A 26,571-nucleotide genomic window follows, 5' to 3' on the forward strand; every position below is an offset into this window, starting at 1 on the left:
CCTTAACGCGTCGTCCAGATATCGGCGTAGTTTTCCGCCATTTGCCAGCGGGAGACATCCACACCGGAGAAGAAACGGCGCACATACGGTGTGGCAGGGGCATTGATCAACATTTCCGGTTTACCCACCTGCACCAGCTTGCCTTTTTCCATTATCGCGATGCGCGAACCCAGACGCAGTGCCTCTTCCATGTCATGGGTCACAAACACGATGGTGCGCTGCGATTCGGCCTGCAACATCAGCAGCAGCGACTGCATCTCACGGCGGATAATGGGATCCAGCGCGGAAAAAGCCTCATCCATCAGCAAGACCGAAGGGTTCACCACCAGCGCACGCGCCAGTCCCACGCGTTGTTGCATACCGCCGGAAAGCTGGTGTGGGTAGTGGTCTGCCACGTTGCCGAGCCCGACTTTTTCCAGCATCGCCTGCGCCCGGCTTTCCCGTGCTTCGCGGGGCACACCGGCCACTTCCAGACCGAAGGCAACGTTATCCAGCACCGTGCGTTCGTCGAACAAGGCGAAAGACTGGAACACCATCCCCATGTGCTCGCGACGCAGAGCAATTAACGCCTTATCTGACAAACTGGCGAGTGTGCGACCTTGAAAGATCACGTCGCCGGAACTGGCCGGAATTAGGTGGTTTAACGTGCGCAGCAGCGTGGATTTTCCCGAACCGGATAATCCCACAATGACAAAGATTTCACCGGCAAATATGTGCAGATTAATATCTTGCAATGCGGTTACGGTGGCGCTTTTTTCCCGGCGGGGGAAAAAGCTCTTTCCGCCTGAGGAATAATACTGCTTGGTAATTGAGCGTAATTCAAATAGCGGCTGTGGCATAATGTTTACTTTATTTCAGGAGTGCTAATACACACTAGCGTAAAAGAATCTGGGGGAGAATTAATTTTCACTTTCCCGATATGCTTTTTACGCATTAGCTTATTTATATTACGCTAATGGGCGTTGCCTGCTCATGAAAACCCCAGGCCTCATCTAATAACCACGCTTTTATTTTTTCCTGCTGAACCGATGCCGGTTTATTGCTGGCGGAAATAAGATAATAACCGCGCTCAGTACGCACCTGCGGGCCACACTGGACCAGTTGCTGGTTCTGGATAAATGGCGTAATCAGCGGTTGCCAGCCCAGCGCGATGCCCTGGCCTTCGAGTGCCGCCTGGATCACCAGCGAATAGGCATTAAAGGTGCGCGATGCGCTGTGGCTCTGGCCATAAATCTGCTGCTGGTGAAACCAGTCCTCCCAGGTTATCCAGCGTTGTGGATGGGTCTCCGGCAGTTTTAATAACGGGTGCGACAGCAAGGCTTCCGCCCGGTTGTGCTGACCCAGCGCCTGTTTAATCTCCTGATTGCACACCGGAAAAACCACCTCCGGGAACAGGCGCTGTGTCTGGGTTGCTGGCCAGTTTCCCTGACCAAAATAGATGGCCAGATCCGCATTGCTGTCGCGAAAGTTGTAGTCATTCGGCGAGGTGGTGACCTGTACCTCCACGCCGGGGATCAGTGCCTGCAGACGCTCCATCCGTGGCAGCAACCAGTAACTGGCAAAACCCATATCGGTGTCGATACGCAGCACATTGCGCTTGCGGCGGGTACGCTCCAGTTGCTCGCTGATATCGTTCAAACTGCTGCGGACAATCAGGTACAGACTGTGGCCTGCTTCGGTTAACTGTACGCCGCGGTGCCGCCTCTCAAATAATGGCGCATTGAGCCGGCTTTCCAGCGCCTGAATACGCTGACTGACTGCAGGTTGGGAAAGTCCAAGCTCATTTCCGGCAGCGGTAAAATTGCCTAAGCGCGCCGCCGCTTCAAATACCACTAATGCCTGTAAAGGCGGAAGTTGTAATTTGTCTGCCATAAATCCACCTTATTTCATGATAAATAAATAACCCCTTCACAGGGCTAAATATGCGTGAGATAAACGTAACACGTTTTTTGTGAATATCTTATTTTTGGACGTCGCATGCTTATAAATAAACCGAATATCGTTATTCTGATGGCCGATCAGTTAACCGCCAGCGCCTTAAAAACGTATGGTAATAAGGTCAGTCTGACACCGAATATAGATAAATTGGCGGATGAAGGCGTGGTATTTGAATCTGCGTATTGCAATAGCCCGCTTTGCGCACCGTCGCGTGCGTCGCTGATGACCGGTCAATTTATTTCCCGCAACGCCGTCTATGATAATGCCGCCGAATTTCATGCCGATTCGCCCACACTGTGTCACTACCTGCGTGAGCAGGGCTATCGCACCTGGCTCTCCGGCAAGATGCACTTCTGCGGCCCGGATCAACTGCATGGTTTTGACGAGCGCCTGACCACCGATATCTACCCGGCGGATTTTGGCTGGACGCCGGACTGGCAGCGTCCGGAGCGCCGCCTTGACTGGTATCACAACATGAGTTCGGTGCTGGACGCCGGGGAGTGTGTGCGCACCAATCAGCTCGATTTTGATGATGAAGCGCTGTTTCTGGCGCGCCAGCGGCTGTATGACGCAGCCCGTCGCCCGGAGGAGCAGCCTTTTATGTTGCTGCTGTCGCTGACCCATCCGCACGATCCGTTTGCCATTCCTCGTCGCTACCTTGAGCGCTTTAACGATGCCGATGTCGATCTGCCGCAAACGCGCCGGGAAGATGTCGAAGACGATGCGCATTCCGCGCGCTTGCGGGCCATGTATCAACTGGAAGAGGGGTTGCTCAGCGATGAACATATTCGCCGTGCGCGGCACGCTTACTATGGGGCACTGGCCTATGTGGATGATTGCTTTGGCGAGATCATATCGACGTTGCAGGAGACCGGCCTGGCGGAAAACACCGTGGTGCTGGTGGTGGCCGATCATGGCGAAATGCTGGGCGAGCGCGATCTCTGGTACAAGATGACCTTTTTTGAAAACGCCGTACATATCCCTTTTATTGTGCATAACCCGGCACGCTTTGCCCCCCGGCGTATTGCGCAGAGCGTTTCTCTGGTGGACTTACTGCCGACGCTTATCGAACTGGCGAGTGGCGAAGAGGGTAATGTGCGGGCGATTGCCCCGCTGGATGGCCACAGCCTGATGCCGCATTTGCGTGGTGAACCGGGGCCGGATGTCGTTTACAGCGAGTACCTGGCTGAAGGTGCGCTGGGGCCGATGCTGATGATCCGTCGTGGGCCGTGGAAATATGTCTATTCCTTTAGCGACGCGCCGCAACTTTTTCATCTGCATAACGATCCCCATGAACGCGTCAATCTGGTGGCGGAGAAGGCTTACCAGCAGGTTGCCGCGGCGTTTGCCGCCGAAGCCGATGCTCATTGGGACGTCTCCGGGTTGCGTGAACAAGTGCTGGCGAGCCAGCAGCGGCGGCTCTTTTTAACGCGTATAGCCGGGCAGCATGCGATTCCGGAATGGGACTTTCAACCGCATCAGGCCGCATCGCAACGCTACATTCGCAATCATCAAACGCTGGATGAACAGGAAGCTTTTGCCCGTTATCCGCATCCTTTAAAACAACCGGCAGGAAAATAACAATGAACAACACCGTGAGCAAACTCGTACTGCTGGCTTTGGCTGGCGGATTTTCACTGAGCAGTATCGCCGCAGATGACGCCCGCTGTGCGACCATTACCCAGGCCGATCCCGGCTGGACCGATATCGCCGCCACCAACGCGCTTTCCGGCGTGGTGCTGAACGCGCTGGGTTACCAGCAAAAAGTCCAGAACCTCTCTGTGGCGCTGGCCTTTCAGGGGCTGAAAACCGGCCAGGTGGATGTGTTCCTCGGCAACTGGATGCCGGCGCAGGAGCCGGTTATCAGCAAATTTACGGCCGACGGCGCGATTAAGGTGGTGGGGGCGAACCTGCCTGCTGCGCGTTTTACGCTGGCGGTACCGGATTATGTTGCTGCTGCGGGGGTGAAGGATTTCGCCGACCTGCAAAAGTACGCGGCGAAATTTAACCACACGATCTACGGCATCGCCCCTGGTGCACCCGCCAACCAGAACCTGAAGAAGATGATCGAGAAACAGGATTTTGGCCTGCAAAACTGGCAACTGGTGGAGTCCAGCGAGAGCGGCATGCTGGCGCAGGTAACGCGCGCGGTCGAGCGTAAAGCGTGGATCGTCTTTTTGGGCTGGGAGCCGCATGCCATGAATACACACTTCAAACTGGCCTATCTTAGCGGCGGTGATGCGTACTTTGGCGCGAACTACGGCAGTGCGACAGTCAATACTGTCACACGCAACGATTTTGCCCGTGATTGCCCGAATGCCGGCCGCTTCTTCAGTCAGCTGAAATTTGATGTGGCTATAGAGAATGCGGTGATTGGCCGCGTGCTGGACAAGCAGGAAACGGCGCAGGCGGCAGCGAAAGCGGAGCTGACTAAGCGTCCTGAGCTGTTAAAAAGCTGGCTTAATGGCGTGACCACCCGCGACGGTCAGCCGGGGCAAGCTGCTGTTGAAAAAGCGCTGGGTCTGTAATTCCCCGTTATTCCGCGCCGGGAATAATCTTGCCCGGCGCTTTCACATCGTGCCCACTCCGCCGCAACATCCGAAGAAGACAATAGTGCTTGCCTGATATAAAAGAATGCGTATAGTTCTCATTCTCTTTAGTGTTTGTTGGCGCAGCAAGGACGTTTTCCGCAATAACAGTAGGCGTTAGCGCTTACAGGGACACTGAAAAGCAGTGGCGAGCTGCGCCGGGCTAAAACCTGCCTTTATTGATAACGATCGCGCTGTTCAGGCGCGACGCTGCGACTTGCCTGCCTTAATGACATTAACGGTAAAGGATCCACCCGATGAAAATAAAAACTTCTGCGCTGCCACTGCTGGCGGCGCTGGCACTTGCCGGTTGCAGCGCCCATAGCACCACGTCTGCACAACCAGCGGTAGATGCGCCAAAACCCCCTGTTGCTGCGTCAGCGGTCAACATGCAACAACGCGACCTGGCGAGTGGTCTGTACGAAATGGCGCTCAGCCCGCAAGGTGATGCGCTGTATGTATCCAGCGCGGAAGGATTTAAAGATGTGCAGGGCGGAGTGGTCTACAAACTGGATCCGACCACGTTGAAAACCCTCGGCGCGACCCATACCGATCTGAAAAACTTTGGTATGGCTATCTCTGCGGACGGCAACACTGTCTATGTCACCAACTCACTGGACGGCGGTGTGAGCGCTATTGATACCCGCAATGGCAAGGTGCTGTCTCGTACGCTGTTCCCGGAACGCAACGAAAAAGGTTTGCCGTACGGCGCGCGCGAAATTTTGCTGCATAACGGCAGCTTGTATATTGGCGCTGTTGCCGATCCGGCGCTGGTGTGGGTCGTTGACGCGAAAACCCTGAAGCTCAAGGCGCGCATCAAAAACGCGGGTAAATGGGTGACCGGGCTGCATTTCTCTGATCAAACCCAGCGTCTGTATGTAGCAAATGGCGGCGGCGAAATCCTCGTGGTGAACCTGCGCAATAACCGTATCGAGCAGCGCTGGAAACCGCTCGGTGAGAAACCGGCTCTGCTGCTGAATATTGCCGAAGATAGCGAAACGGGGCGCCTGTTTGTGACCGACAATGCCAAAGCGAAAATCACGCTGGTACTGGATATCCACAGTGGCAAGGTGTTGAAACAGATTGATGGTGATGCGCTGGCGGTGAAGTTCAACCCGAAACGCCATGAGATTTACATCAGCCAGCGTGAATCCGGCAAAGTGCTGAGCCTTGACGCGACCAGCTACGCGGTAAAACAGAGCTGGGATTTGCCGCCGCACCCGAACAGCCTGCTGCTCTCTGCCGACGGACAGTCGCTGTATGTCACCGTCAAACAGGCATTCAATAAAGATCACTCTACTAACGGGCCGGACAGCGTTGCCCGTATTTCCCTGAATCCGTAATTAACCCGGCCCGGCAACGGGCCGTTTTTCACACGTTTCACGATGAGTCGATGATGAATAACAGCAACAAGACATACACCCCTTTGCGCAAGACATTGCTTGCGCTGGCCATCGGTGCTGCCGCGCACACCGTGCAGGCCGCAACCACCGAGGCCAACACCACCCAAACGAAGGAAGAGACCATCGTTGTTCAGTCGGCAAACAGCGATTTTAAACCTGGCGGCAGCGAACTGGTTCCGGCCTATCTGGACGGCCAGGTTGCACACGGCGGGCGTCTTGGCGTGCTGGGTGAACAAAAGGCGATGGATGTGCCGTTTAACGTGATCGGCTATACCTCGAAGCTGGTTCAGGATCAGCAAGCGAAAACCGTTGCCGATGTGGTGAGCAACGATGCGGGCGTTCAGGTCGGACAGGGATACGGCAACTTTGCCGAAACCTACCGCATTCGTGGGTTCGAGCTGGATGGCGACGACATGATGATGGGCGGTCTGGCAGGGATTGTGCCACGCCAGGTGGTTGATACCCAGATGCTGGAACGTGTCGAAATCTTTAAAGGCTCGAATGCGCTGATGAACGGCTCGGCGTCATCTGGTGTGGGCGGGATGATTAACCTTGAACCGAAGCATGCGGAAGACGCACCGATCACCCGTGTTGGTGTGGATTATTCCACACGTTCACAGTTGGGGGGATCGCTGGATCTCGGTCGTCGCTATGGTGATAACAACCAGTTTGGCGTGCGCATGAATCTGTTGCACCGCGAAGGCGATGCAACGGTAAAAGATGATCACCGTCGTACCACCGCCGCCTCGCTCGGTCTTGATTACCGTGGCGATCGTTTTCGCAGTTCGCTGGATCTCGGTTACCAGAAGAAGACCTTCCACGGTGGCGAAATGGGCGTCAACATCAGCGCGGTGGACTTTATTCCCTCTGTTCCTGACACGCGTAAAAATTACAGTCAGCAGTGGGCCTATAGCGATATCGAAAACGAATATGGCCTGGCTCGCGCGGAATACGATCTGACCGATGACTGGACCGCGTATGCGGCGTTCGGTGGTCAACATGCCCATGAAATGGGCACCTATGGCGCACCAAAGTTATATAACGATCAAGGCGATGCAACCTTTAGCCGTCTCGATACTAACCGTATCAGTGACTCCTGGAGTGGCATGGGCGGTGTACGGGGTAACTTTGACACCGGTTTTATCTCCCATAAAGTGAACCTGGCCTACTCTGCCAATATTAAACGCGAAAACATCGCCTGGCGGATGTCTGATTCGGCGACCAACCCGACGGTCAACCTTTACAACAGCGCGGCGGTGACAAAGCCGGATAATGCCTCGTTTGGCGGTAACTATTTTGATCCACTCACCACCGCACGCTACCGTTCGCAGGGCTATACCCTGAGCGATACGCTGGGCGTGCTGAACGACACTCTGTTATTTACGGCGGGTACGCGTTACCAGAAATTGTGGGTGCGTAACTACAGCAATGCCACCGGGGCGGAGACCACCACCGCGCGTTACACCCAGCAACGCTGGATGCCAACTTACGGGATTGTCTATAAACCCTGGGAAACGGTGTCGTTCTACGCCAACCATACCGAAGCACTACAACCGGGCGGCGTGGCACCGAAAACCGCTGCCAACAAGTATGAAAGTGTTGGCATTGCGCACTCGAAACAGAACGAAGTGGGGGTAAAAACGGACTTTGGCCGCATCGGCGGCACGCTGGCGCTGTTTGACATCAAAAAGCCGGTGGGGATTCAGGACAGCACCACCAATATTTACGCGCTGGATGGCGAGCAGCGTAACCGTGGCGTTGAGCTGAATGTGTTCGGCGAGCCGGTGCTCGGGTTGCGTCTGAACGGCAGTGCCACCTGGCTGGATGCCGAGCTGACCAAAACCAAAGATGGCATCAACCAGGGCAACCGGCCCATCGGTGTGGCGAAATTCTATGGCGTGCTCGGTGCGGAGTATGACATCAAACCGATTGATGGCCTGACAGCGACCGCGAGAGTGAACTACACCGGTTCGCAGTATGCCAACAATGCCAACACCAAGAAACTTGACAGCTATACCACGCTCGATCTGGGCATGCGTTATCGCATGCACCTGAATGCAGAGAAGAACGAAATGGTCTGGCGCGTCGGCGTGGATAACGTCACCAACGAGAAATACTGGGCCAGCGTCGAAGACAACGGCACCTATATTTATCAAGGTGAGGCGCGGGCGCTGAAAGTGTCGATGAGCTACGACTTCTAAGCCTGCGGGGTATTGCGCCGCATGGCGCTGCGCGTATCCGGCCTCGACGATTGCTGAATCAGGGGCGGGTGTTATACCCGCCTTTTTAAACCGTTGAGCACTTCCGTCATTCCGCGCGTTACCACTTTGTCCTGGCGCATCACCAGCGCCAGTGTGCGTTGTAAAGGCGGCTGTAATGGTGTGACACGTAAACCCAGACGGTCTTCCTCAGTTTGTACCGCGACGTCCGGCACGATGCTGTAACCCAGCCCGGCGCGCACCATGCGTTTAATGGCCTCAATACTGCCGAGCTCCATGACCGGCGCGGCATGCTCACCCTTGTCCAGCAGCCATTCATCAATCAGTTGGCGGGTACTGCTACCGGACTCAAACACAATCAGCGGTAATGCCTGCCGGGGCTGTCCTTCTGCGGTGATGGCGACAAAGGATTCGTTAAACAGCGGCGAGATGGCAAGGTTGCGACCGCTGGCTGGCATGGTCACCAGCCCGATATCCACCCGGTTCTCCTCGACGGCGCGGAGAATATCGCTGGTGTTGCCGGTACGAACGCCCACGGTCAGCAACGGAAAGTCCTCGCGCAGTTGTTGCAGTACCGGAGGCAACAAGTGAATACAGGTCGTTGCGCCTGTGCCAATCGTGACGTGACCGCTAATGGCCTGCTGGTAGATGGCAACGGACTGGATCGCCGTGGTGACGGCATTCTCAATGTGCGCGCAGTGTGCAAGAAAGGTTTCGCCCGCCGCCGTTGGGCGGATACCGCGTCCGGAGCGCTCAATCAGGCGGGTTTGCAGCGCCTGCTCCAGTTGGCGTATTTGCAGGCTGACAGCCGGTTGCGAAATCCCCAGCACTTCCGCCGCTCCGGTAAAACTGCCCCGGGCGATCACCAGCTTGTAAGTAGCGAGTTGGTCGAGGCTGAAATGGGACATCGCAAACTTTTCCTTATAGGGGTGATAAGTACAACCCGGTGCCTGTTTTGCCGCATTACAGGTAGCGTGGTGAACACGCCTGACGGGAGCTGGATTATGGACATTATTGAAGCACAAGAACAACACCTAAGCGCGATCACACAAATTTACGCGCATCATGTGGCCTGCGGGGTCGCCTCGTTTGAAACCGAGCCGCCGGCCAGAGCAGAGATGCGCCAGAGGCTCGAGAAAACGCGTCATGCCGGGCTGCCGTGGTATGTCGCCGTGCATGAAGGGCGCGTACGGGGCTACTGCTATCTTTCGCGTTACCGCGAACGGCATGCCTACCAGTACACGCTGGAAGATTCGGTCTATGTGGATGACACGTTTCGCCAGCAGGGGGCCGGGATAGCCTTACTGTCGCAGGCGGTGGCCTGGGCGGAACAGCACGGTTACCGACAACTGATCGCCAACATTGGTAATAGCGAAAATGAAGGATCATTGCGGCTGCATGCGCGCGCCGGGTTTACCGTCATCGGCACGCTGAAAAGTGTGGGCATGAAACACGGGCGCTGGCTGGATACGGTGTTGATGCAGCGCCCGTTGGGGGAGGGCGATAATACGTTGCCACAGACGATCTAAGGCGAAACGGGCATTTTCAGTAACGCTGAGGGGATGCGCTCAGCAAAATGTTCGCCTACCCAGTTAAGCGCTTTAGCAGCAGGACGCGCCAGTCATTAGCGGATTTGCACAACACAAAAAGTGAAACGGAAAAACAGCGTATCGGGATGTCCTTACGCGTTGTTTTCTCCTTATTGATGCTGTAAAGCCGCAGTATATGCGGTTGTTAACCGGTTATCGTTTCCCGGAATTTACACGAGTTATTTGAATAATTCACAACAATTAAACAGCAGATCGGTTACACTCGCGGCACGGAAATGCCACATAACAGGAGGGGTATATGCTGGAAAAACTGCGTACCCGCGAGGGGAAAAAGTTCATCGTTGCGGTCGTTATCGTCTTTCTGATTGCGGTGAGCGTCATTTCGAAAGTGACCTTCCAGGGGGTGGAAGATCAGTACAATCTGCCGATGGCGCAGTGGACGACCTCAATGTTCATTATGCAGGGCGCCTGGGTTGCCATTTACAGTCTGATGTTCACCATTATCGGTTCGCTGCCGTTTGGTTTTTACTTCCTCGGCCCAAAAGACGATCGCGGTTAAATTGTCTCGCCCTGGCGATAAGTCAGGGCTGTTTGCATGCTCACAGCCTTTAAAAATAGTTCCTCACTTCTCTTGCAGCATAAAACACTGATTTAATTTTTAGTTGCCGATTTGTTAACTCTCACTACACCTTTCTCCGCTGTCAGCCTGCTGATTTTGGGAAATGGTGCGCGTTTTTACGCCAGTAAAATGGTCTTGTTAACAATTAAAGATCAAAAAACTGACGCCGATAGCCCTTTTACAAGGGAGCCCATGTTGAAAGGACCATGATGATGTAGCAGGCTGACTCCAGGAGAGCGGTAATGGCCAAACAATTAGCGTCCAAAAAAATGAGCACCCGCGCGCAAATGCTGCTGACGGGCGCCATCACCATCACCCTTGGTTTCGTTGTGACCATCGGCGTTCTGAGCTGGCAGTCCAGCAGTGAACAAAAAAGTCTCGCAGAAAAATATCTGCAAAAAATCGCGCAAAGCGAAGCGTTGAAAATCCAGCAGCAACTGAGCTATGCGCGCGACGTGGCGCATAACCTGGGCCACAGCATGATTGCCCTTCCGGAAGCCGGCATTACCGATCGTAAAGTGGCAGACAAACTGCTGGAATCGGCACTGCATGACAATCCTGACTATCTTTCTATTTCGGTCATTTTCGAAGAAAACGCCTACGACGGACGGGATGCGGAATTCGCGGATAAACCGGGTCAGGCGCCAAAAGGGCGCTATGCCTTCTTTGTCGATCATGGTCAGTCCGGCGAGTACAACTTGCATCCGCTGACATCGATCTTTACGCCAGGCCAGGGAGATTACTACCTGCTGCCGCAGAAGAGCCAAAAAGATACATTGATTGAACCCTATAGCTATGCCTATAACGGCGTGCCAACCTTGTTAACCTCTGTTGCCGCGCCGATCATCAGAGATGGCAAGCTGCATGCAGTGGTGACGTCCGATATTTCGCTGGCCTCTTTGCAGCAGAAAGTGAACGAGATTAAACCCTGGGAAGGGGGCGGCTATGCGGTGCTGCTCTCGACAGCGGGTAAAGTCATTTCCTACCCGGATAAGAAACTGACCAGTAAGCCTTACCCCGGTAAGACCGATAACTACAGCAGTGAGGTGGTGGAACAGGACGATCCTATCCTCGGTGAAAAAACGTTAATCACCTGGCAGCCTGTTTCGCTGGGCGAGGGGACGGATAGCTGGTATCTGGGTGTGGTCGCGCCGGTCAGTCAGGTCATGGCGGCAGCGAACCGTCAACTGATGAATGCCGTTATTCTCGGCGTGATCAGCATCCTGCTGGTCAGTGTGTTGCTGGGGCTGGTCTTTAGCCGCAAAGTGCTCAAACCCATTGGCGGTGAGCCGACGGAAGGTGCCAACATTGCGCTGGCGGTCGCTGACGGCAAGCTTGATAACCTCATCGAGGTTAAACCAGGTGACCGCAGCAGCCTGTTTTATGCACTGCACACCATGCAGGATCAACTGCGAAGTATTGTCGGGAAAATTAAAGACGCCAGCGATTCAGTACGTCAGGGGGCGGGCGAGATTGTCAGCGGTAATATTAACCTCTCTTCACGCACCGAGCAGCAAGCCGCGGCGCTGGAGCAGACGGCAGCCAGCATGGAGCAGTTCAGCGCCACGGTGAAACATAACGCCGACAACGCGCACAATGCGACGGCGCTCACCGCTAACGCCACCAAAATCGCCAGCCGCGGTGAAGCGCTGGTCGGTCAGGTGGTGGATACCATGGCGCAAATCGACGACAGTGCGAAGAAAATCGGCGACATCACGGCGATCATTAACAGCATTGCTTTCCAGACCAACATCCTGGCGCTTAACGCTGCCGTTGAAGCGGCGCGCGCGGGTGAACAGGGCCGTGGATTTGCGGTGGTGGCGTCTGAAGTACGTAACCTGGCGCAGCGCAGCGCCGATGCGGTCAAAGATATCGGCGCGCTGATTGAGGAGTCCAGTAAGCGGGTAGAAGCCGGGGTACAACTGGTGAACGATGCCGGTAAAACCATGCAGGAGATGACGCAGGCGGTGAACTCCGTGCAGTCGATCATCAGTGAGATCGTGAGTGCCTCGGATGAGCAGGCCAAAGGCATTGGTCAGGTCACTATCGCGGTGAACGAGATGGATGGCGTAACGCAACAGAACGCCTCCCTGGTTCAGCAGATGACCGCCGCGGCGACGTCGCTGGAAGAACAGGCCGAACAGCTGGCGCAGAGCGTGCAGCAGTTCCGCTTGCACGTGTAAGGCAGTGCAGGGAATCCGGATTGCCGGGCTCCCTGTTGCTCATTATTCGGCGACCAGTTCGATCCTGTTGCCATCCGGGTCGGTGATCACCGCTTCATAGAACCCATCGCCAGTCCAACGGGCCGGGCTTGCCAGCCGCCCTTGCTGGTGGGCTTTTTGCGCCATCTTATCCACCTGTTCGACATTACCCACGGCGATAGCAATATGCGCCCAGCCGACGAATTCCGGATTTGCCGGTGCGTTCGCCAGTTCAGGCAGCGCCATCAGTTCGATGGTGGGACCGTGCGCCAGCGAGATAAAGTAAGATTCGAAACCGGCACGATTTTTACTGACATATTTCTCGTTGCTGGTGGCGGAAAAAAAGTCGCGCCAGAATGTACGCTGCGCTTCGATATGGCGCGTCCAAAGCGCCACGTGTGCAATGTTCAAGATCTCCCTCCCAAAACGTGATAACCGCGGTGACAAACGTTGCGGCTGGCCGAACAGCATTGATTGCTCGATTTTGCTTGATTGTGTTCAATTGTGGCTATTAATAGTAGTTTTTATTTGCTCGGTTGTGCAAGTTTTCTCGACTGACACCTGCAGTGGTTCGCCAACAACTCAACCTCAGCGGAATTTTCGTTCTTGCATGACGGGGCGGCAGCGCCATTTCTTGCCAGGCCTGACCTGAGATGTTAAAAGGTGCCCCTTCAATAAAACACAAAGGGGAAGGACGTGAAAAACGCGTCTCAGGCAGCGGGTAATATCACCGATGCCGCGTCGGAAACAGCGCCGACATTACAACGGGGTTTGAAGAATCGTCATATTCAGTTAATTGCGCTGGGCGGCGCGATTGGCACCGGATTATTTCTTGGCATTGGCCCGGCTATTCAGATGGCCGGACCGGCAGTATTGTTGGGCTATGGCATTGCCGGGATTATCGCCTTTCTGATTATGCGCCAGCTTGGCGAAATGGTGGTGGAAGAGCCAGTATCCGGCTCGTTTTCCCATTTTGCATTCAAATATTGGGGGCCGTTCGCCGGTTTCCTTTCCGGCTGGAACTACTGGGCGATGTTTGTGCTGGTGGGCATGGCGGAACTGACCGCCGCCGGGATCTATATGCAGTACTGGTTCCCGGAGGTGCCGACCTGGGTCTGGGCTGCTGCTTTCTTTGTCATCATCAATGCGGTTAACCTGGTTAACGTGCGTCTGTATGGCGAAACAGAGTTCTGGTTTGCCCTGATCAAAGTGCTGGCGATCATCGGTATGATTGGTTTTGGCCTGTGGATGCTGTTCTCCGGCCACGGCGGTGAGCGCGCCAGCATTGATAACCTCTGGCGCTATAACGGCTTCTTCGCCACCGGTTGGCACGGTTTGATCCTGTCGCTGGCGGTGATTATGTTCTCCTTCGGTGGGCTTGAGCTGATCGGTATTACTGCGGCGGAAGCCAGCGAGCCGCATACCACCATTCCCAAAGCAGTCAACCAGGTGGTGTACCGTATTCTGCTGTTTTATATCGGGTCGCTGGTGGTGTTGCTGGCGCTCTATCCTTGGATTGATGTCAAAGCGAATAGCAGTCCTTTTGTGATGATTTTTCATGATTTGGACAGTAACCTGGTAGCATCTGCGCTTAATTTCGTCATTCTTGTGGCGTCGCTGTCGGTTTATAACAGCGGTGTTTACTCCAACAGCCGCATGCTGTTTGGCCTCTCGGTGCAGGGGAATGCTCCCGCCTTTCTGACGCGCGTGAGCCGTCGCGGTGTGCCGGTGAATTCCCTGTTTCTCTCCGGCGCTATCACCTCATTCGTGGTGCTGGTGAACTACCTGCTGCCGCAGAAAGCGTTTGGTATGCTGATGGCGCTGGTGGTGGCGACGCTGCTGCTGAACTGGATCATGATCTCGCTGGCGCACCTGAAGTTTCGTGCCGCCATGCGGCGCAAAGGGCGCGATCCGCAGTTCAAAGCACTGCTCTTTCCAGCGGGAAACTATCTGTGTATCGGTTTCATGTTGCTGATCCTGGTGCTGATGTACACCATTGAGGATATGCGCTTGTCGGCGGTGCTGTTGCCGCTGTGGATCCTGTTTCTTTTCGCGGCTTTTAAACTGCTGCGTCGTTCAGGTACCCGCGCCTAATCCTCTCTGTTCCCGCCTCACCTGGCGGGAATTTTCCAGGCCAGTGCCTGATTTTTCAGGCATGATGCATACAATGATGTCGCCAGCCGTTCGCGCTGGCGTTTTTATGGCTTCAGGAGTTATGGCATGACCCGGCAACGACAAGCCGACCTGTTACTGGTTCTCACCACCCTTATCGCCGCCTGTGGCTGGATTTTTTCGCGTGAGGCGATTTCCGGCATGCCGGTTTTTGCTTTTCTCGGCCTGCGTTTTTTTGGCGCGGCGCTGGTGCTGCTGCCTTTCTGCCTTAAACAACGCATTCCGCTGGCGAAACTTCGCCAGGTATTGATCAGCGGTTTCTGGATGGCGCTTAACCTCTGCTTGTGGATTTGGTCAGTGTCGACCACGCCATCGTTGGGCGAAGGGGCATTTATTATGAGCCTGTCGATGCTGTTTGTGCCGCTGGTGGCGTGGGCGATGATGAATACCCGTCCCGCGCGAGCGTACTGGGAGTGTTTGCCGGTGGCGATTATCGGCCTTGCACTACTTAGCCTGCATACGCCGATTACGTTTCACCCCAGCCAGGGCTGGTTTCTGCTCACTGCGTTCGTGCAGTCAATTAACTTCTGTTACACCAGCCGCTGCGCCAGAGAAGTGCCGCTGTTGCCGCTGACCGCCGTACAACTGGCGGTAACCGGCATTGCCGGGTTAGCGATTTCCGCGTTGTTTGAGGCGTGGACACAACCTCTGACCGCCGCCACCGGGATGTGGCTGGTGGCGAGTATTTTTATTGCCACCAGTCTGCGTTTTGCGCTGCAGTTGCAAGGTCAGAAATACGCTGCCGTCGCCAGTGCTGCCATCATTATGGTGCTGGAGCCGCTGCTGACGGTCATTGCCGCGTCCTTGTGGTACGGTGAGCGTTTGCCGCTGCAAAAAATTATCGGCGGGGTGTTGATCCTGCTGGCACAGATTTGGTTCCGCTGGCGTATGGTCGCGCGGCTGCCGTCAAAGTTGTAGTGTGCCAGCCAGGACGGTATGCGCCGCGCCGGTCATCAACACGCGGTCATTCGCTGTTTGCTCCAGAGTCAGTACACCGCCGCGACGCGAGGCCTGGTAAGCGGTAAGCGAGCGCTTACCCAACCGGGCCGACCAGTATGCCGCCAGGGCACAGTGCGCGGAGCCGGTGACCGGATCTTCATCGACCCCCACCCATGGAGCAAAATAGCGCGACAGCAGATCGTACTCACCCTCGCCGGGAGCAGTGACCACCACGCCACGACCAGACAGGGCGCGGAGCGCCTGAAAATCGACGCTCAGCGTGCGCACACTTTGCGCGTCGCTCACCACGACCAGTTGTTTTGCGCCAAAAGTACCGTAATCGCAGACCTGGGCGGATGAAAGCCCAAGCGCATTCAGTAAAGCCTGCGGCGGAGCACTATCCATTTGCGGGGTTAGCAGTGGGAAATCAAGCTGAATACCGCGGCGAACCACGCTTGCTGACAGCGGGCCGGAAAGGGTTTGAAAGGTGACCGTTGCCCCTGCCGCAAGTCGCCCGGTCTGATGCAGCACATGTGCTGTCGCAAGTGTGGCATGCCCACAGAGTTCCACTTCCGCCAGCGGTGTAAACCAGCGCAGGTTGTTATCTGCAAGGTTGAAGAATGCTGTCTCTGACACCGCCATTTCGTCGGCAATTTGCTGCATTAACGCAGCATCCAGTCCATGCGGCGTAATACAAACCGCTGCCGGGTTGCCGGAAAAAGGACGCGCGCTGAACGCATCCACCTGGTAGATATCGAGTTTCACCGTGTGCTCCCTTTAATAACAAAGATATAACATTATCCTGTTTTCAACGGAGCGGGTAGTTATGAGTTCGCTGGGCAGTGCGGCGCTAACTGGCGGCGCGCACCAATAGCCGCCACTGCCAGCATGAGCATCATCAACACTTCCGTTGCCAGAAAACCGCTCATCGCAGTGCTGTAATTGCCGTGCGACTGCCCGACGAGATGCAAAAACAATCCACCGAGCAGTGCAGGCCCAAGCCCTAACGTCGCCTGCTGCAATGTGCTGAGCAGCGCGCTGCCTGCGCCAGCGTCACTGGCGGTGAGATCGCGCATACCAATGCGATAGAAACTGTTCACAATCAACGCCTGACCGTAACCAATCAACACCGTAGAGGGGGCCAGTGCCAGTGCGCCCACCCATTGGCCGGAAAGCTGCAAGGTTGCTATCAGAGCCAGTAACCCGGCGACCTGAACCGCTAACCCGGTGAGCAGAATCGTTCGCATGCTGTAACGCGCAATCAGTTTGGGGGCATACCAGGCTGAGACAAAATAGGCGATACCAAGGGCAACAAAACTGTTGCCGGAGTGCGATGGCGTCATCCCCATGCCAGCCTGCAAAGTGAGCGCCATGCAAAACATAAACCCGGACCAGGCGCTAAAGAAGAGAAGGGCGATCAATAAACCAAAACGGATGCTGTGCAGTTTAAGCAGTCGCGGCGGCAGCAGGGGCGTCAGGCCAGCACGCTGTTGTTGCAGCGCACTGGCGCGCATCCACAAAACCAGTGGGAAAAGTGCCAGCAATGCGACCTGCGTGGGCCATGGCCAGTGTAACTCCGGACCGAGCGCCAGCGGGAACAGCAGGCAGCAGAGGATCAGCGCCAGTGCGATCGTGCCATGCCAGTCGATACGCGAGCGTGTTTCATTGCGGGTTTCCGGGATATAGCGGTGGCTGAGCGCCAGCACCAACAGGCAAATCGGCACATTGATAAAAAAGGCGTTGCGCCAGCCCAGTCCGGCGATATCCGCCGAAACCAGCCAGCCCCCGCCCATCTGACCGATAATAAAGGCGACGCCGCCAATGCCACCGTACAGGCTGATGGCGCGGGCATGCGCGGTGCCTTTTAACGTGACATGCAACGTGGCGAGGATCTGTGGCACGATCAGCGCCGCGCCCATGCCTTGCAGCGTGCGGGCCGCCAGGAGCGCAGAGATGGAATCCGCCAGCCCGCACAAGAGAGACGCAATACCGAACAGCGTCACGCCCCATAAGAACACGCGCCTGCGCCCAAGGTTGTCGCCCAGTTTGCTCCCCATGGCCAGACAAACCGCAAAGGCGACGCCATATAGCGCCACAATCAACGCTAACTGGGTGGCGGAGGTATGCAGCGACAGCGTAATGGAGTCGAGCGCCACGTTGGTAATGGAGGTGTCGATAAGTGGCAGCATCTGCCCTGTTAACAGCAGGATCAGACCGGCCCGGCTAGGTGAAACAGCAGACGTATTCATGGTAACTCCATTGCGTCATTCATCAGATAGACGTAGCATCGCTGATTGAATAAACGGGTACCAGTTCTTGCCCATACTGGTACTGGCACTACCATGCTGGAGGTGTTTATGACGTTAATGGCGGAACGGCAACCCGAACTGACGGTTCAGGAAGAGAACCGTAAACAACTGGGCGCATTTTTGCGTGCGCGCCGGGAAAGTCTGGATCCGCAGCGGCTTGGATTGCCGCGCAGCGGACGTCGTCGTACGCCGGGCCTGCGCCGGGAAGAGGTTGCGTTACTGGCCGATGTGGGTGTCACCTGGTACACCTGGCTGGAGCAGGGCAGAGAGATGAACCCTTCCGCCAGTGTCTTGCAGGCGGTCGCCAGCGCATTGCAGTGCTCGCCGACGGAAACGCGACATCTGTTTTTACTGGCAGGACTGACGCCAGCAGAGGCGCTCAATGCGCCGCAGTGCGAAGGGATCAGCGAAGGGACGCGTCGTTTGCTGGATAGCCTGTTGCCACAGCCTGCCAGTATTCAGAAAACCAACTTTGATATTGTCGCGTGGAACGTCGCTTTTGAGCGCCTGATGGGCGTGAATTTCGGCGAAATGGCAGAAGAAGACCGCAACTGTATTTACCTCTATCTGACCCATCCGCAGTGGCGTAGCCGTCTGGGTCAGCATGAAAGCGTGTTGCAAACCTTTGTCGCCTATTTTCGCGCGGCAATGGCGGAACACCGTGGCGACCCATTGTGGGAAACCAAACTGGCGCGCTTTTGTGCGGCCTCCGCTGAGTTTGAAGCCTTGTGGCACAAATATCTGGATGTGCGCGGAGTGGAAAATAAACTGAAGCAGTTTGTTCATCCGCAACTGGGTGAGTTTACGCTTCAGCAGATGTACTGGTTTTCTGCGCCGCGTAATGGTTCGCGCCTGCTGGTCTACCTGCCGGTGGATGAACAGGGCGAACACGCGCTGAAATGGCTGGCGGCAAACGCTTAAGGGCGCAGACGTTTTTGATCTTTACGCGGTAAGCCGTCCACTACTCGATCCCATGAGGCCTGAATCAGCGAGGCGAGCAGCGACTCGTCGATCTCCTCACCGGCAAACACCGAAATCCAGTGTTTCTTGTTCATGTGGTATCCCGGCTCAATGCTGGGGTAAATTTGCTGGTTGAGCAGCGACATTTGCGGCTCCGCCTTCATCGTCACCATCGGCCTGCCGTGGGCGGTGGTGGTCATCATAAAAATCTTACCGCACACTTTGAACACATCATGCTCCGGGCCGAAAGGCCAGCAGTGCTCGGTAAAGGGCAACGCCAGTGCAAGGCGATGGGCAGTGGCCTGCAGGGTTTTACTGTCCATCTTTTTCCTCTGACGCCAGTGCACGCCACATCGCTTCAAAACCGAGGCGTTTGATCTCTTTCATGCGGGAAGGGTCGCGGCCGGCAAAGGTAATGGTGGTATCCGCCATCGACAGGAAGATGGCATCGCCGAAGGGGGCAAACTCGCCGTCTAAAAAGATGGGCAGCACCGAACGATGACAAAGTTCATGGAGTTCCGGGAAGATGTCTGTCACCTGTTGTTTGGTTTCCGGGGTGAGTTTTTCGCTCACCGCGATCTGGCGTACAGCCTGGTGCCCGCAAGGGTGGCGAATGCCCCAGTCGATATAACTGTTCCAGATAGAGTGCGTATGCTCTTTCGGATCGCTGATGGTGCGATCGAGGTTGTCGAGCATGGTACCGCAGAGATCGGTTTTCAGGTGCAGGTAAAGCGCATTCAGCAAATCGTCCTTGGTGGCGAAGTAGCGAAACAGCGTGCCTTCAGCGACGCCCGCATTACGGGCTATTAACGCGGTTGAGGCCGCGATCCCTGACTCTGCAATCGCTTTGGTTGCCGCTTCCAGTAACGCCATTTTTTTGTCTTCACTCTTTGGACGAGCCACTCCACTTTTCCTCTCACGCTATAAAAACCACGATTGAAACACGCCCTCTGTAACGCTGCAACGTCGGATGTCAAATAAAAAAATCATCTTGACGGTTTATTGCTCCCCTCTATAATGAGTGCTTACTCACTCATAATCAAGTTTAACCAGCGTCGTATCCAGGGAAAGGATCGATTTTGTCGGGTAAGGATATGAAGCGTCTCATTCTCAGCGTGGTTCTTGTTATGCTCGTTGCGTCCGCCGCAAGTTTACCGTTTGTTCTGAGTGCCGGTTTTGGTCAGTTGCCGCAGGGTGAGCAACTGACGGCAGTCGAAAAATCGCCGAATTATCACGATGGCAAATTCCAGAACACGTTGCCTACGCCGGGCTTTACCGGAAAGAAAAATATGCTGGCCGCGTGGTGGGACTTTTTAGTGACTAAACGCGAAAACGCGCGCCCGCAACAACCCTTACCGATAGTGCACACCGATCTTGCCAGTCTGCCCTTGGCAGAGGATACCCTGGTGTGGATGGGACACTCCTCCTGGTATCTGCAACTGGCGGGTAAACGCATTCTTATCGATCCGGTTCTGAGCGACTATGCAGCACCGTTTTCGTTCCTCAATAAAGCGTTTGCAGGCAATGAGGCGTGGACGGCACAAAGCATGCCGGAAATCGATCTGCTGATTATTTCTCATGACCATTACGACCATCTGGATTACGCCACCATCAAAGCGCTGATGCCCAAAATTAAACGCGTGGTGACGCCGCTTGGCGTGGGGTCTCACCTGCGTTACTGGGGGATGGATCCGGCAATTATTGAGGAAGCGGACTGGCAGCAGAAAGTGGCCATCAGTGATGATCTCACCGTGCATGTGCTGCCTGCGCGACACTTCTCCGGACGTGGTCTGAAGCGTAACCAGACGCTGTGGGCAAGCTTTATGTTCGTGACACCGGAACGCAAGGTCTACTACAGCGGGGATACCGGCTATGGCCCGCATTTTAAAGCCATAGGCGAACACTTTGGCGCAGTGGACGTCGCCATTATGGAAAACGGCCAGTATGACGAGGATTGGAAGTACATACATATGATGCCGGAAGAGGCCGCACAAGCGGCGCAGGAGCTTAATGCACGTGCGGTTCTGCCGGGCCACGCGGGGCGTTTTGTGTTGGCAAAACATACCTGGGATGATCCCTACAAACGGCTGGCGGCAGCGAGCCTTGGCAAAAGTTATCGCTTACTGACACCGAGACTGGGCGAGCCTGTGTTTGCAGCTGACAGCGCGCAACGCTTTCGCGCCTGGTGGGAATAAACCCGTTTACTAATCGAAGAGCAGAGGGGGAGCGCAGTATGACTATTTCCGCTCAGGTTATCGACACCATCGTCGAGTGGATCGACGACAATCTCCATCAACCATTACGTATTGATGATATTGCAGCGCATGCGGGCTATTCCAAATGGCATTTGCAGCGGCTTTTCTTGCAGTACAAAGGAGAGAGTTTAGGGCGTTATATTCGCGAGCGTAAACTCTCGCTTGCAGCCCGGGATTTACGCGATACCGATCAGAGGGTTTACGACATTTGTCTGAAATATGGCTTTGATTCGCAGCAAACCTTCACGCGTATTTTTACCCGCACGTTCAATCTGCCACCGGGAGCTTACCGGCGTGAGAATCATCAGCACACGCACTGATGGTCAGTGATAAAAAAACCGGCTACTTTGAGCCGGTTTTTTTTACTCCTCCACGGTTTGCGCAATACCCAGCCGGTTTAAGAAACCGCAAATGCCTTCACGCGCCAGTAATAGCGCAAGCTGGTGCTGCTCGTCGGGGGTCATATTATTCAGAACCTTCATGATTTCCCGCAGTGGGGTGCTTTCTGCTGCGCCATACGGTACGGAAGGTTCGGCGATGGAATAGGAGGTGGTTCGCTGGCGCATGGTGGGCGTTTTCATAATAAAGTTGCGTACATCTTTATTGATATGGATAAGTCTGGCGCGCCCACCTTTTACACCGGGTAAATTTTCGGTTTGCCAACCTTGTTCACGGATCCAGCGATTCACGGTCTGCTTTGCGACGCCGATAAAATCCGCTAACTCTTCGGTGGTCATTTTGCTGGCTAGTTTCATCATCTTATTTCTGTTCGCGGATACCCAGGCGTTGTAATAACCCGGTAATACCGTCACGTATTAACAGAGAGGAGAATTGCTTTTGCTCGGTGTCGGTCATCTCTTTCACCAGCGTGATAAGCAACATTTCGAGGGATGTGTCGTGCGACATAGCGCCGGAAACGGTGTGTTCTTCCGGTCGTTGGGCACTGAGAATAAAAGCGCGAACCTGTTCGTTCACATGGACCAGGCGGGCTTTTCCGCCTTGTACGCCAGGTTTGGGGGACGTTACCCATCCCTCTTTGCGCACCCATTTATTGATTGTCTGGCGGCTGTAACCGGTGAGGCTTGCCAACTCGTCTGGGGTCATTCGTTCCTTGAGCATGTAATTCCCGAGTGGTTGTAAGGGTAATTAATGACTTATGTTATAGCACCATTTAACAGGAAAATGTGACAGGTTTAACTACTGGTTGCGACCAGGCGCGCAATGTCTTTCATTTGCATGCTTTTTCAGCGATTGAATAAGGCGGAGAGATTTTGCCGTTGACACCTGGCAAGGGAATTCATATTATGCCGCCCGTCAACACGACACGCTTTACGCAATGGGGCTATAGCTCAGCTGGGAGAGCGCTTGCATGGCATGCAAGAGGTCAGCGGTTCGATCCCGCTTAGCTCCACCAAATTCCGCACCCAACGGATTTGGCGCGTAAAGAAACATTGTGGGGCTATAGCTCAGCTGGGAGAGCGCTTGCATGGCATGCAAGAGGTCAGCGGTTCGATCCCGCTTAGCTCCACCAAAATCTCAAACCCTCGCGTTTACGCGGGGGTTTTTCGTTTCTGAGCTTCTGTCAATTGCACTCAGGCTGTTTTAACAAATCTTAGGTGGTTAACCTCAGAAAAGACTAAGAGTGTTTATTGGCCTGGTAACTTGATCCATAAAACGAATAAATCTATTATCCGGCTACTTACCCTTTTCCCGGTCAGGAGTTTGCGCATTATTTTAATGAAGAACCGAAATGACAGTTATGTGCGAAAATTCCTTTTGGCATTAATTCTTTGTCTGATCGCCGTCCCTGTTTCCCGTATTATTTCGCCGAAAACGGTGGTCAATGCCAGCGATATTTATCTGGCCTGGTTGCCGTTAAGCGTTATGCTGGCCATTATTTTACTTTTTGGGCGGCATGGTGTTGTGCCTGTTATTCTCGGTTTCGCATTGATAAACGAGAGCGTTCTGCATTTACCGGGAATAGAGGCGGCGGTGCTACTATTTTGCCAGATATTCCCTGTTCTATTGGCCTGCGCGGTCGTCCGCTGGCGGCTCGGTTCGCGTTGGCGTCATGGCATCCCGAATAAAGATATGGGGATCCGTATTTTATGGTTGGGGTTTATTGCTCCGCTCGGCATAAAATGTTCAATGTATATTGCGGGTATCTGGTTTAACTATCCAATTCATTTGTCGGGATTTTTTAATTCCAGTTCCGTTATTTATTCCATTATTGATATTCAGAGCCTGATTGTTGCATCACTAATATTCACGATGATTATATATTTTCCGCTAAGGATGATGATTAATCCTCATTTTTTCCGCACATTCTGGCGACAGAGTATTAAACCCTGGCTTTCAGCAGAGAAGCGTCTGTTTACCCTTTTCTGGATCGCAGCGCTGATCGCCATGGTTATTACCCTCTGTCTCCCTTATCAGTCCGAGTATATTGCGGGCTACCTGGTGCCGGTTCTGTTTATTCTCTTTACTTTTGGCATCAGCAGGTTAAGCCATCCACTTTTGATGTTGTGTTGGGGATGCGCTGCATTCGCGCTGATGGTATATAACGACAGCTTTCTGCACGGCGTGCATTCCGACTATTCGCTGGCGTTTGTGATGTCGGTATTGATTTGTTTCACCATTTCTATGCTGTATATGATGCGCATTTATACCCATAGCGAATGGCTGAAAGGGCGCTGGCAGGCCCAGGCAATGACCGATCCTTTAACCGGCTTGCCCAACCTGCGCGCACTGGAAAAAATGCTCGACGCTCAGTCCTCCTGCATTGTCTGCTGCTTGCATATGCAGAATGTGGAATTCCTGAGTCGCCATTTTGGCATGATGATGCGCGTGCATGTAAAACGCAGCGTAACGCGTGAGCTGCAACCCTTACTGCAGGAGGGAGAAACCCTCTTTCAGCTTCCCGGAAATGAACTGCTGTTAAAACTGAACGGGCCAGACATCGCCGGGCGTTTGCAACATATGGTGCGTTATCTTAATAGCCGTCGTATCTACTGGAACGCCACTGCGCTGGATATTGAGTTTGGTATCTCGTGGGGAGAATTACAGGCTTCAGGGAAAGAGCTGCATCACACGCTGGGGCAGTTAAGCTGGCTTTCGGAACAGGCCTCCCTGGGGCAGCAGGTACTGGCGCTCACCAATAGTCTGCAAGAGGTGACCGACCAGACCACCGATCGGGTCCTGCTGCTCAACAAAGTGAAGCGGGCGCTGGATAACAACGGCACTGTGCTTTATGGTCAGCCTATCGTTAATGCGCAAGGTATCGGATATCAGGAGATCCTCAGCCGGCTGGTCTGTGATGGCGAGCTGCTCACGCCGGACCAGTTTATCCCGGTGATTGCGCAGTTCAATTTGAGCACCCGTTTTGATATGCAAGTGGTGGATCGCTTACTACAATGGATGCAGCAGCATCCTGGCCCACACGGTTGCGCGCGCTTTTCGGTTAATCTGATGCCGTTAACGCTAATGCAGAACGATTTTGTTGCGCAGCTTCTTTCTCTCTTTGACCGCTATGCCGTGTCGCCGCAGGCGGTGATCATTGAGATCACCGAAGAGCAGGCGCTTTCGCACTCTGAAGTGAGTATTCACAACATTCAACGATTGCGCGAAGCCGGTTTCAAAATTGCTATCGACGATTTTGGTACCGGCTATGCGAACTTTGAACGTCTGAAGCGCTTGCAGGCGGATATCATCAAGATAGACGGTTGTTTCGTGCGGGATATTCTGAACGATCCTCAGGATGTGATGATCGTGAAAGCCATCTGCGAGGTGGCGAAAGGGAAGTCGCTGACAGTGGTGGCGGAGTATGTGGAAAACGAAGCCCAGCGCGCACTGCTGTTGCAAGCCGGGGTCGATTATTTGCAAGGTTATTTATTAGGGAAACCGCAACCGCTGGCGGAGAGATAAAAAAACCGGGGCTATCCCCGGTTTTCAATATTCAAGGCCATCCGGCAATCAGATCACCAGTGCCGCAATCGCAGCAGACAGCACACTCACCAGCGTAGAGCCGTAAACCAGTTTCAGGCCAAAGCGGGAAACCACGTTGCCTTGCTCTTCGTTAAGGCCCTTAATCGCACCGGCGATAATACCGATAGAAGAGAAGTTAGCGAAGGAGACCAGGAACACAGAGAGGATACCTTCCGCACGCGGAGAGAGGTTGGCCGCGATTTTCTGCAGATCCATCATCGCCACGAATTCATTGGACACCAGTTTGGTTGCCATGATGCTCGCCACTTGCAACGCTTCATGGGCCGGTACACCCAGCACCCAGGCGATGGGGTAGAAGATATAGCCCAGAATGCCCTGGAAAGAGATACCAAAAATCGCAGCGAACAGCGCGTTCAGACCGGAAATCAGCGCGATAAAGCCAATCAGCATCGCCGCAACGATAATCGCCACTTTGAAGCCCGCCAGAATGTATTCGCCCAGCATTTCAAAGAAGCTCTGACCTTCATGCAGTCTCGCCATCTGCAGATTTTCTTCGCTCTCTTCCACACGGTAGGGGTTGATCAGCGACAGCACGATAAAGGTACTGAACATGTTCAGTACCAGCGCCGCAACAACATATTTCGGCTGCAACATGGTCATGTAAGCGCCAACGATGGACATTGACACTGTCGACATGGCCGTTGCCGCCATGGTGTACATACGGTTACGAGACATTTTGCCGAGGATATCTTTATAGGCAATAAAGTTCTCGGACTGACCCAGAATCAGGGAGCTGACGGCGTTAAATGACTCCAGTTTGCCCATGCCGTTCACTTTCGACAGCACCGTACCGATGGCGCGGATAATAATCGGCAGCACGCGAATGTGTTGCAGAATACCGATAAGCGCGGAAATAAAGACAATCGGGCACAGCACTTTCAGGAAGAAGAACGCCAAGCCTTCGTCATTCATTTTACCGAATACGAAGTTGGTACCTTCGTTGGCGAAACCGAGCAGTTTTTCAAACATTTCGGAGAAGCCTTTCACGAAGCCCAGGCCGATATCTGAGTTCAGGAAGAACCAGGCCAGTAAAACTTCAATAACCAGCAATTGAATAACAAAGCGGATGCGGATTTTCTTGCGATCGCTGCTTACGAGCAAGGCAAGCAGCGCCACAACAGCAAGCGCCAGGACAAAGTGCAGAACGCGGGACATATTTGCTCCAAATATGAGACGGGTAGAAATTTCTTGCACATTCTATGTAACAAGCTAAAAGAAAACGAGATCAAACACACACTATATTAATGACCTGTGACCAGACTCAAAATTAGTGATCCATCATACATTTCTGCTATGTTAAGTAAGTGGGTGAAAAGTTGCGCCTTGATGCTAAACTCTTAACATAACGCTGCGGCAGATCCCGTTGCCGCCGTCACCATACTGGACATCCAGCCCTTCTATCGTTTCTGGCTA

The 26,571-nt window shown here is 54.2% G+C and carries 24 protein-coding genes and 2 tRNA genes; 15 read left to right on the forward strand and 11 right to left on the reverse strand.

Annotated features, from left to right (window positions below):
• Positions 1-2: 2 nt before the first annotated feature.
• On the reverse strand, positions 3-839 hold the full coding sequence (locus ABGA49_RS04230; protein WP_061493830.1) for an ATP-binding cassette domain-containing protein: 837 nt from the start codon (positions 837-839) through the stop codon (positions 3-5).
• A 103-nt stretch (positions 840-942) separates the two neighbouring features.
• On the reverse strand, positions 943-1,872 hold the full coding sequence (locus ABGA49_RS04235; protein WP_347665178.1) for a LysR substrate-binding domain-containing protein: 930 nt from the start codon (positions 1,870-1,872) through the stop codon (positions 943-945).
• A gap of 105 nt (positions 1,873-1,977) precedes the next feature.
• On the opposite strand from ABGA49_RS04235, the gene betC reads away from it, so the two are divergent.
• The 4 genes from betC (at position 1,978) to ABGA49_RS04255 (ending at position 8,130) form a co-directional block, all read left to right on the forward strand.
• Positions 1,978-3,519, forward strand: coding sequence for a choline-sulfatase (betC, locus tag ABGA49_RS04240; RefSeq protein ID WP_347665179.1), 1,542 nt, complete (start codon positions 1,978-1,980; stop codon positions 3,517-3,519).
• Between the two features lie 2 nt (positions 3,520-3,521).
• Positions 3,522-4,466, forward strand: a complete 945-nt coding sequence (choX, locus tag ABGA49_RS04245; protein ID WP_347665180.1) for a choline ABC transporter substrate-binding protein — start codon at positions 3,522-3,524, stop codon at positions 4,464-4,466.
• 317 nt (positions 4,467-4,783) lie between these two features.
• The gene (locus ABGA49_RS04250) at positions 4,784-5,869 is read left to right on the forward strand and encodes a YncE family protein (RefSeq protein WP_347665181.1); all 1,086 of its coding nucleotides are present in this window, start codon (positions 4,784-4,786) and stop codon (positions 5,867-5,869) included.
• Between the two features lie 53 nt (positions 5,870-5,922).
• On the forward strand, positions 5,923-8,130 hold the full coding sequence (locus ABGA49_RS04255; RefSeq protein ID WP_347665182.1) for a TonB-dependent siderophore receptor: 2,208 nt from the start codon (positions 5,923-5,925) through the stop codon (positions 8,128-8,130).
• A 71-nt stretch (positions 8,131-8,201) separates the two neighbouring features.
• Here the strand turns inward: ABGA49_RS04255 and ABGA49_RS04260 are convergent, their stop codons facing one another.
• Complete coding sequence (locus ABGA49_RS04260; protein ID WP_061493836.1) at positions 8,202-9,056, reverse strand: LysR family transcriptional regulator; 855 nt, start codon at positions 9,054-9,056, stop codon at positions 8,202-8,204.
• Positions 9,057-9,152: 96 nt separating this feature from the next.
• On the opposite strand from ABGA49_RS04260, the gene ABGA49_RS04265 reads away from it, so the two are divergent.
• The 3 genes from ABGA49_RS04265 to ABGA49_RS04275 all read left to right on the forward strand — a co-directional run bounded on the left by ABGA49_RS04265 (position 9,153) and on the right by ABGA49_RS04275 (position 12,500).
• Complete coding sequence (locus ABGA49_RS04265) at positions 9,153-9,677, forward strand: N-acetyltransferase family protein (RefSeq protein WP_347665183.1); 525 nt, start codon at positions 9,153-9,155, stop codon at positions 9,675-9,677.
• A 319-nt stretch (positions 9,678-9,996) separates the two neighbouring features.
• Positions 9,997-10,257, forward strand: coding sequence for a DUF2534 family protein (locus ABGA49_RS04270; RefSeq protein ID WP_061493838.1), 261 nt, complete (start codon positions 9,997-9,999; stop codon positions 10,255-10,257).
• Positions 10,258-10,559: 302 nt separating this feature from the next.
• Complete coding sequence (locus tag ABGA49_RS04275; RefSeq protein WP_134317846.1) at positions 10,560-12,500, forward strand: methyl-accepting chemotaxis protein; 1,941 nt, start codon at positions 10,560-10,562, stop codon at positions 12,498-12,500.
• A gap of 42 nt (positions 12,501-12,542) precedes the next feature.
• Here the strand turns inward: ABGA49_RS04275 and ABGA49_RS04280 are convergent, their stop codons facing one another.
• Entirely contained in the window at positions 12,543-12,929 is a 387-nt protein-coding gene (locus tag ABGA49_RS04280) for a VOC family protein (protein ID WP_061499834.1), read from the reverse strand.
• Between the two features lie 285 nt (positions 12,930-13,214).
• On the opposite strand from ABGA49_RS04280, the gene pheP reads away from it, so the two are divergent.
• Together pheP and ABGA49_RS04290 are read left to right on the forward strand one after the other, a co-directional pair.
• The gene (pheP, locus tag ABGA49_RS04285) at positions 13,215-14,612 is read left to right on the forward strand and encodes a phenylalanine transporter (protein WP_061493840.1); all 1,398 of its coding nucleotides are present in this window, start codon (positions 13,215-13,217) and stop codon (positions 14,610-14,612) included.
• 126 nt (positions 14,613-14,738) lie between these two features.
• Positions 14,739-15,608: a DMT family transporter gene (locus ABGA49_RS04290; RefSeq protein ID WP_061493841.1), complete on the forward strand. Its 870-nt coding sequence runs from the start codon at positions 14,739-14,741 to the stop codon at positions 15,606-15,608.
• Here ABGA49_RS04290 and ABGA49_RS04295 read toward each other — a convergent pair.
• Positions 15,597-16,394 carry a PhzF family phenazine biosynthesis protein gene (locus tag ABGA49_RS04295; protein ID WP_061493842.1) on the reverse strand — a complete coding sequence of 266 codons (798 nt, stop codon included), beginning with the start codon at positions 16,392-16,394 and terminating at the stop codon, positions 15,597-15,599. The genes ABGA49_RS04290 and ABGA49_RS04295 overlap by 12 nt on opposite strands.
• A 59-nt stretch (positions 16,395-16,453) precedes the next feature.
• The gene (locus ABGA49_RS04300; RefSeq protein ID WP_347665184.1) at positions 16,454-17,878 is read right to left on the reverse strand and encodes an MFS transporter; all 1,425 of its coding nucleotides are present in this window, start codon (positions 17,876-17,878) and stop codon (positions 16,454-16,456) included.
• A gap of 108 nt (positions 17,879-17,986) precedes the next feature.
• Here ABGA49_RS04300 and ABGA49_RS04305 point away from each other — a divergent pair, with 108 nt between their 5' ends.
• Positions 17,987-18,859: a helix-turn-helix transcriptional regulator gene (locus ABGA49_RS04305; protein WP_347665185.1), complete on the forward strand. Its 873-nt coding sequence runs from the start codon at positions 17,987-17,989 to the stop codon at positions 18,857-18,859.
• On the opposite strand, the gene ABGA49_RS04310 is transcribed toward ABGA49_RS04305, so the two are convergent.
• Together ABGA49_RS04310 and ABGA49_RS04315 are read right to left on the reverse strand one after the other, a co-directional pair.
• Positions 18,856-19,221 (reverse strand): MmcQ/YjbR family DNA-binding protein, encoded by a 366-nt coding sequence (locus tag ABGA49_RS04310; protein WP_061493844.1) that lies wholly within the window; start codon positions 19,219-19,221, stop codon positions 18,856-18,858. The two genes, ABGA49_RS04305 and ABGA49_RS04310, sit on opposite strands and share 4 nt — an antisense overlap.
• A complete protein-coding gene (locus tag ABGA49_RS04315; protein WP_061493845.1) occupies positions 19,211-19,801 on the reverse strand; it encodes a TetR/AcrR family transcriptional regulator in 591 nt (196 codons plus the stop codon). Before ABGA49_RS04315 ends, ABGA49_RS04310 begins: the two co-directional genes overlap by 11 nt.
• Positions 19,802-19,977: 176 nt before the next feature.
• Between ABGA49_RS04315 and ABGA49_RS04320 the strand changes: the two genes are divergently transcribed.
• Both ABGA49_RS04320 and ABGA49_RS04325 read left to right on the forward strand, forming a co-directional pair.
• On the forward strand, positions 19,978-21,093 hold the full coding sequence (locus ABGA49_RS04320) for an MBL fold metallo-hydrolase (RefSeq protein WP_271044649.1): 1,116 nt from the start codon (positions 19,978-19,980) through the stop codon (positions 21,091-21,093).
• Between the two features lie 38 nt (positions 21,094-21,131).
• Entirely contained in the window at positions 21,132-21,473 is a 342-nt protein-coding gene (locus tag ABGA49_RS04325; RefSeq protein WP_061493847.1) for a RamA family antibiotic efflux transcriptional regulator, read from the forward strand.
• A 42-nt stretch (positions 21,474-21,515) separates the two neighbouring features.
• Here ABGA49_RS04325 and ABGA49_RS04330 read toward each other — a convergent pair whose 3' ends face one another.
• Together ABGA49_RS04330 and ABGA49_RS04335 are read right to left on the reverse strand one after the other, a co-directional pair.
• On the reverse strand, positions 21,516-21,911 hold the full coding sequence (locus ABGA49_RS04330; protein WP_347665186.1) for a YfeC-like transcriptional regulator: 396 nt from the start codon (positions 21,909-21,911) through the stop codon (positions 21,516-21,518).
• 1 nt (position 21,912) lies between these two features.
• Entirely contained in the window at positions 21,913-22,272 is a 360-nt protein-coding gene (locus tag ABGA49_RS04335; RefSeq protein WP_061493849.1) for a YfeC-like transcriptional regulator, read from the reverse strand.
• Positions 22,273-22,491: 219 nt separating this feature from the next.
• Here ABGA49_RS04335 and ABGA49_RS04340 point away from each other — a divergent pair.
• The 3 genes from ABGA49_RS04340 to ABGA49_RS04350 all read left to right on the forward strand — a co-directional run bounded on the left by ABGA49_RS04340 (position 22,492) and on the right by ABGA49_RS04350 (position 25,077).
• Positions 22,492-22,567, forward strand: a tRNA-Ala gene (locus tag ABGA49_RS04340).
• A 41-nt stretch (positions 22,568-22,608) separates the two neighbouring features.
• Positions 22,609-22,684, forward strand: a tRNA-Ala gene (locus ABGA49_RS04345).
• A 206-nt stretch (positions 22,685-22,890) separates the two neighbouring features.
• Entirely contained in the window at positions 22,891-25,077 is a 2,187-nt protein-coding gene (locus ABGA49_RS04350; RefSeq protein WP_347665187.1) for an EAL domain-containing protein, read from the forward strand.
• 48 nt (positions 25,078-25,125) lie between these two features.
• Here ABGA49_RS04350 and ABGA49_RS04355 read toward each other — a convergent pair whose 3' ends face one another.
• The gene (locus ABGA49_RS04355) at positions 25,126-26,313 is read right to left on the reverse strand and encodes a NupC/NupG family nucleoside CNT transporter (protein ID WP_061493851.1); all 1,188 of its coding nucleotides are present in this window, start codon (positions 26,311-26,313) and stop codon (positions 25,126-25,128) included.
• Between the last annotated feature and the right edge of the window lie 258 nt (positions 26,314-26,571).

The organism is Kosakonia sp. WA-90, assembly GCF_039871955.1.
In the GTDB taxonomy this organism is placed as follows: domain Bacteria; phylum Pseudomonadota; class Gammaproteobacteria; order Enterobacterales; family Enterobacteriaceae; genus Kosakonia; species Kosakonia oryzendophytica.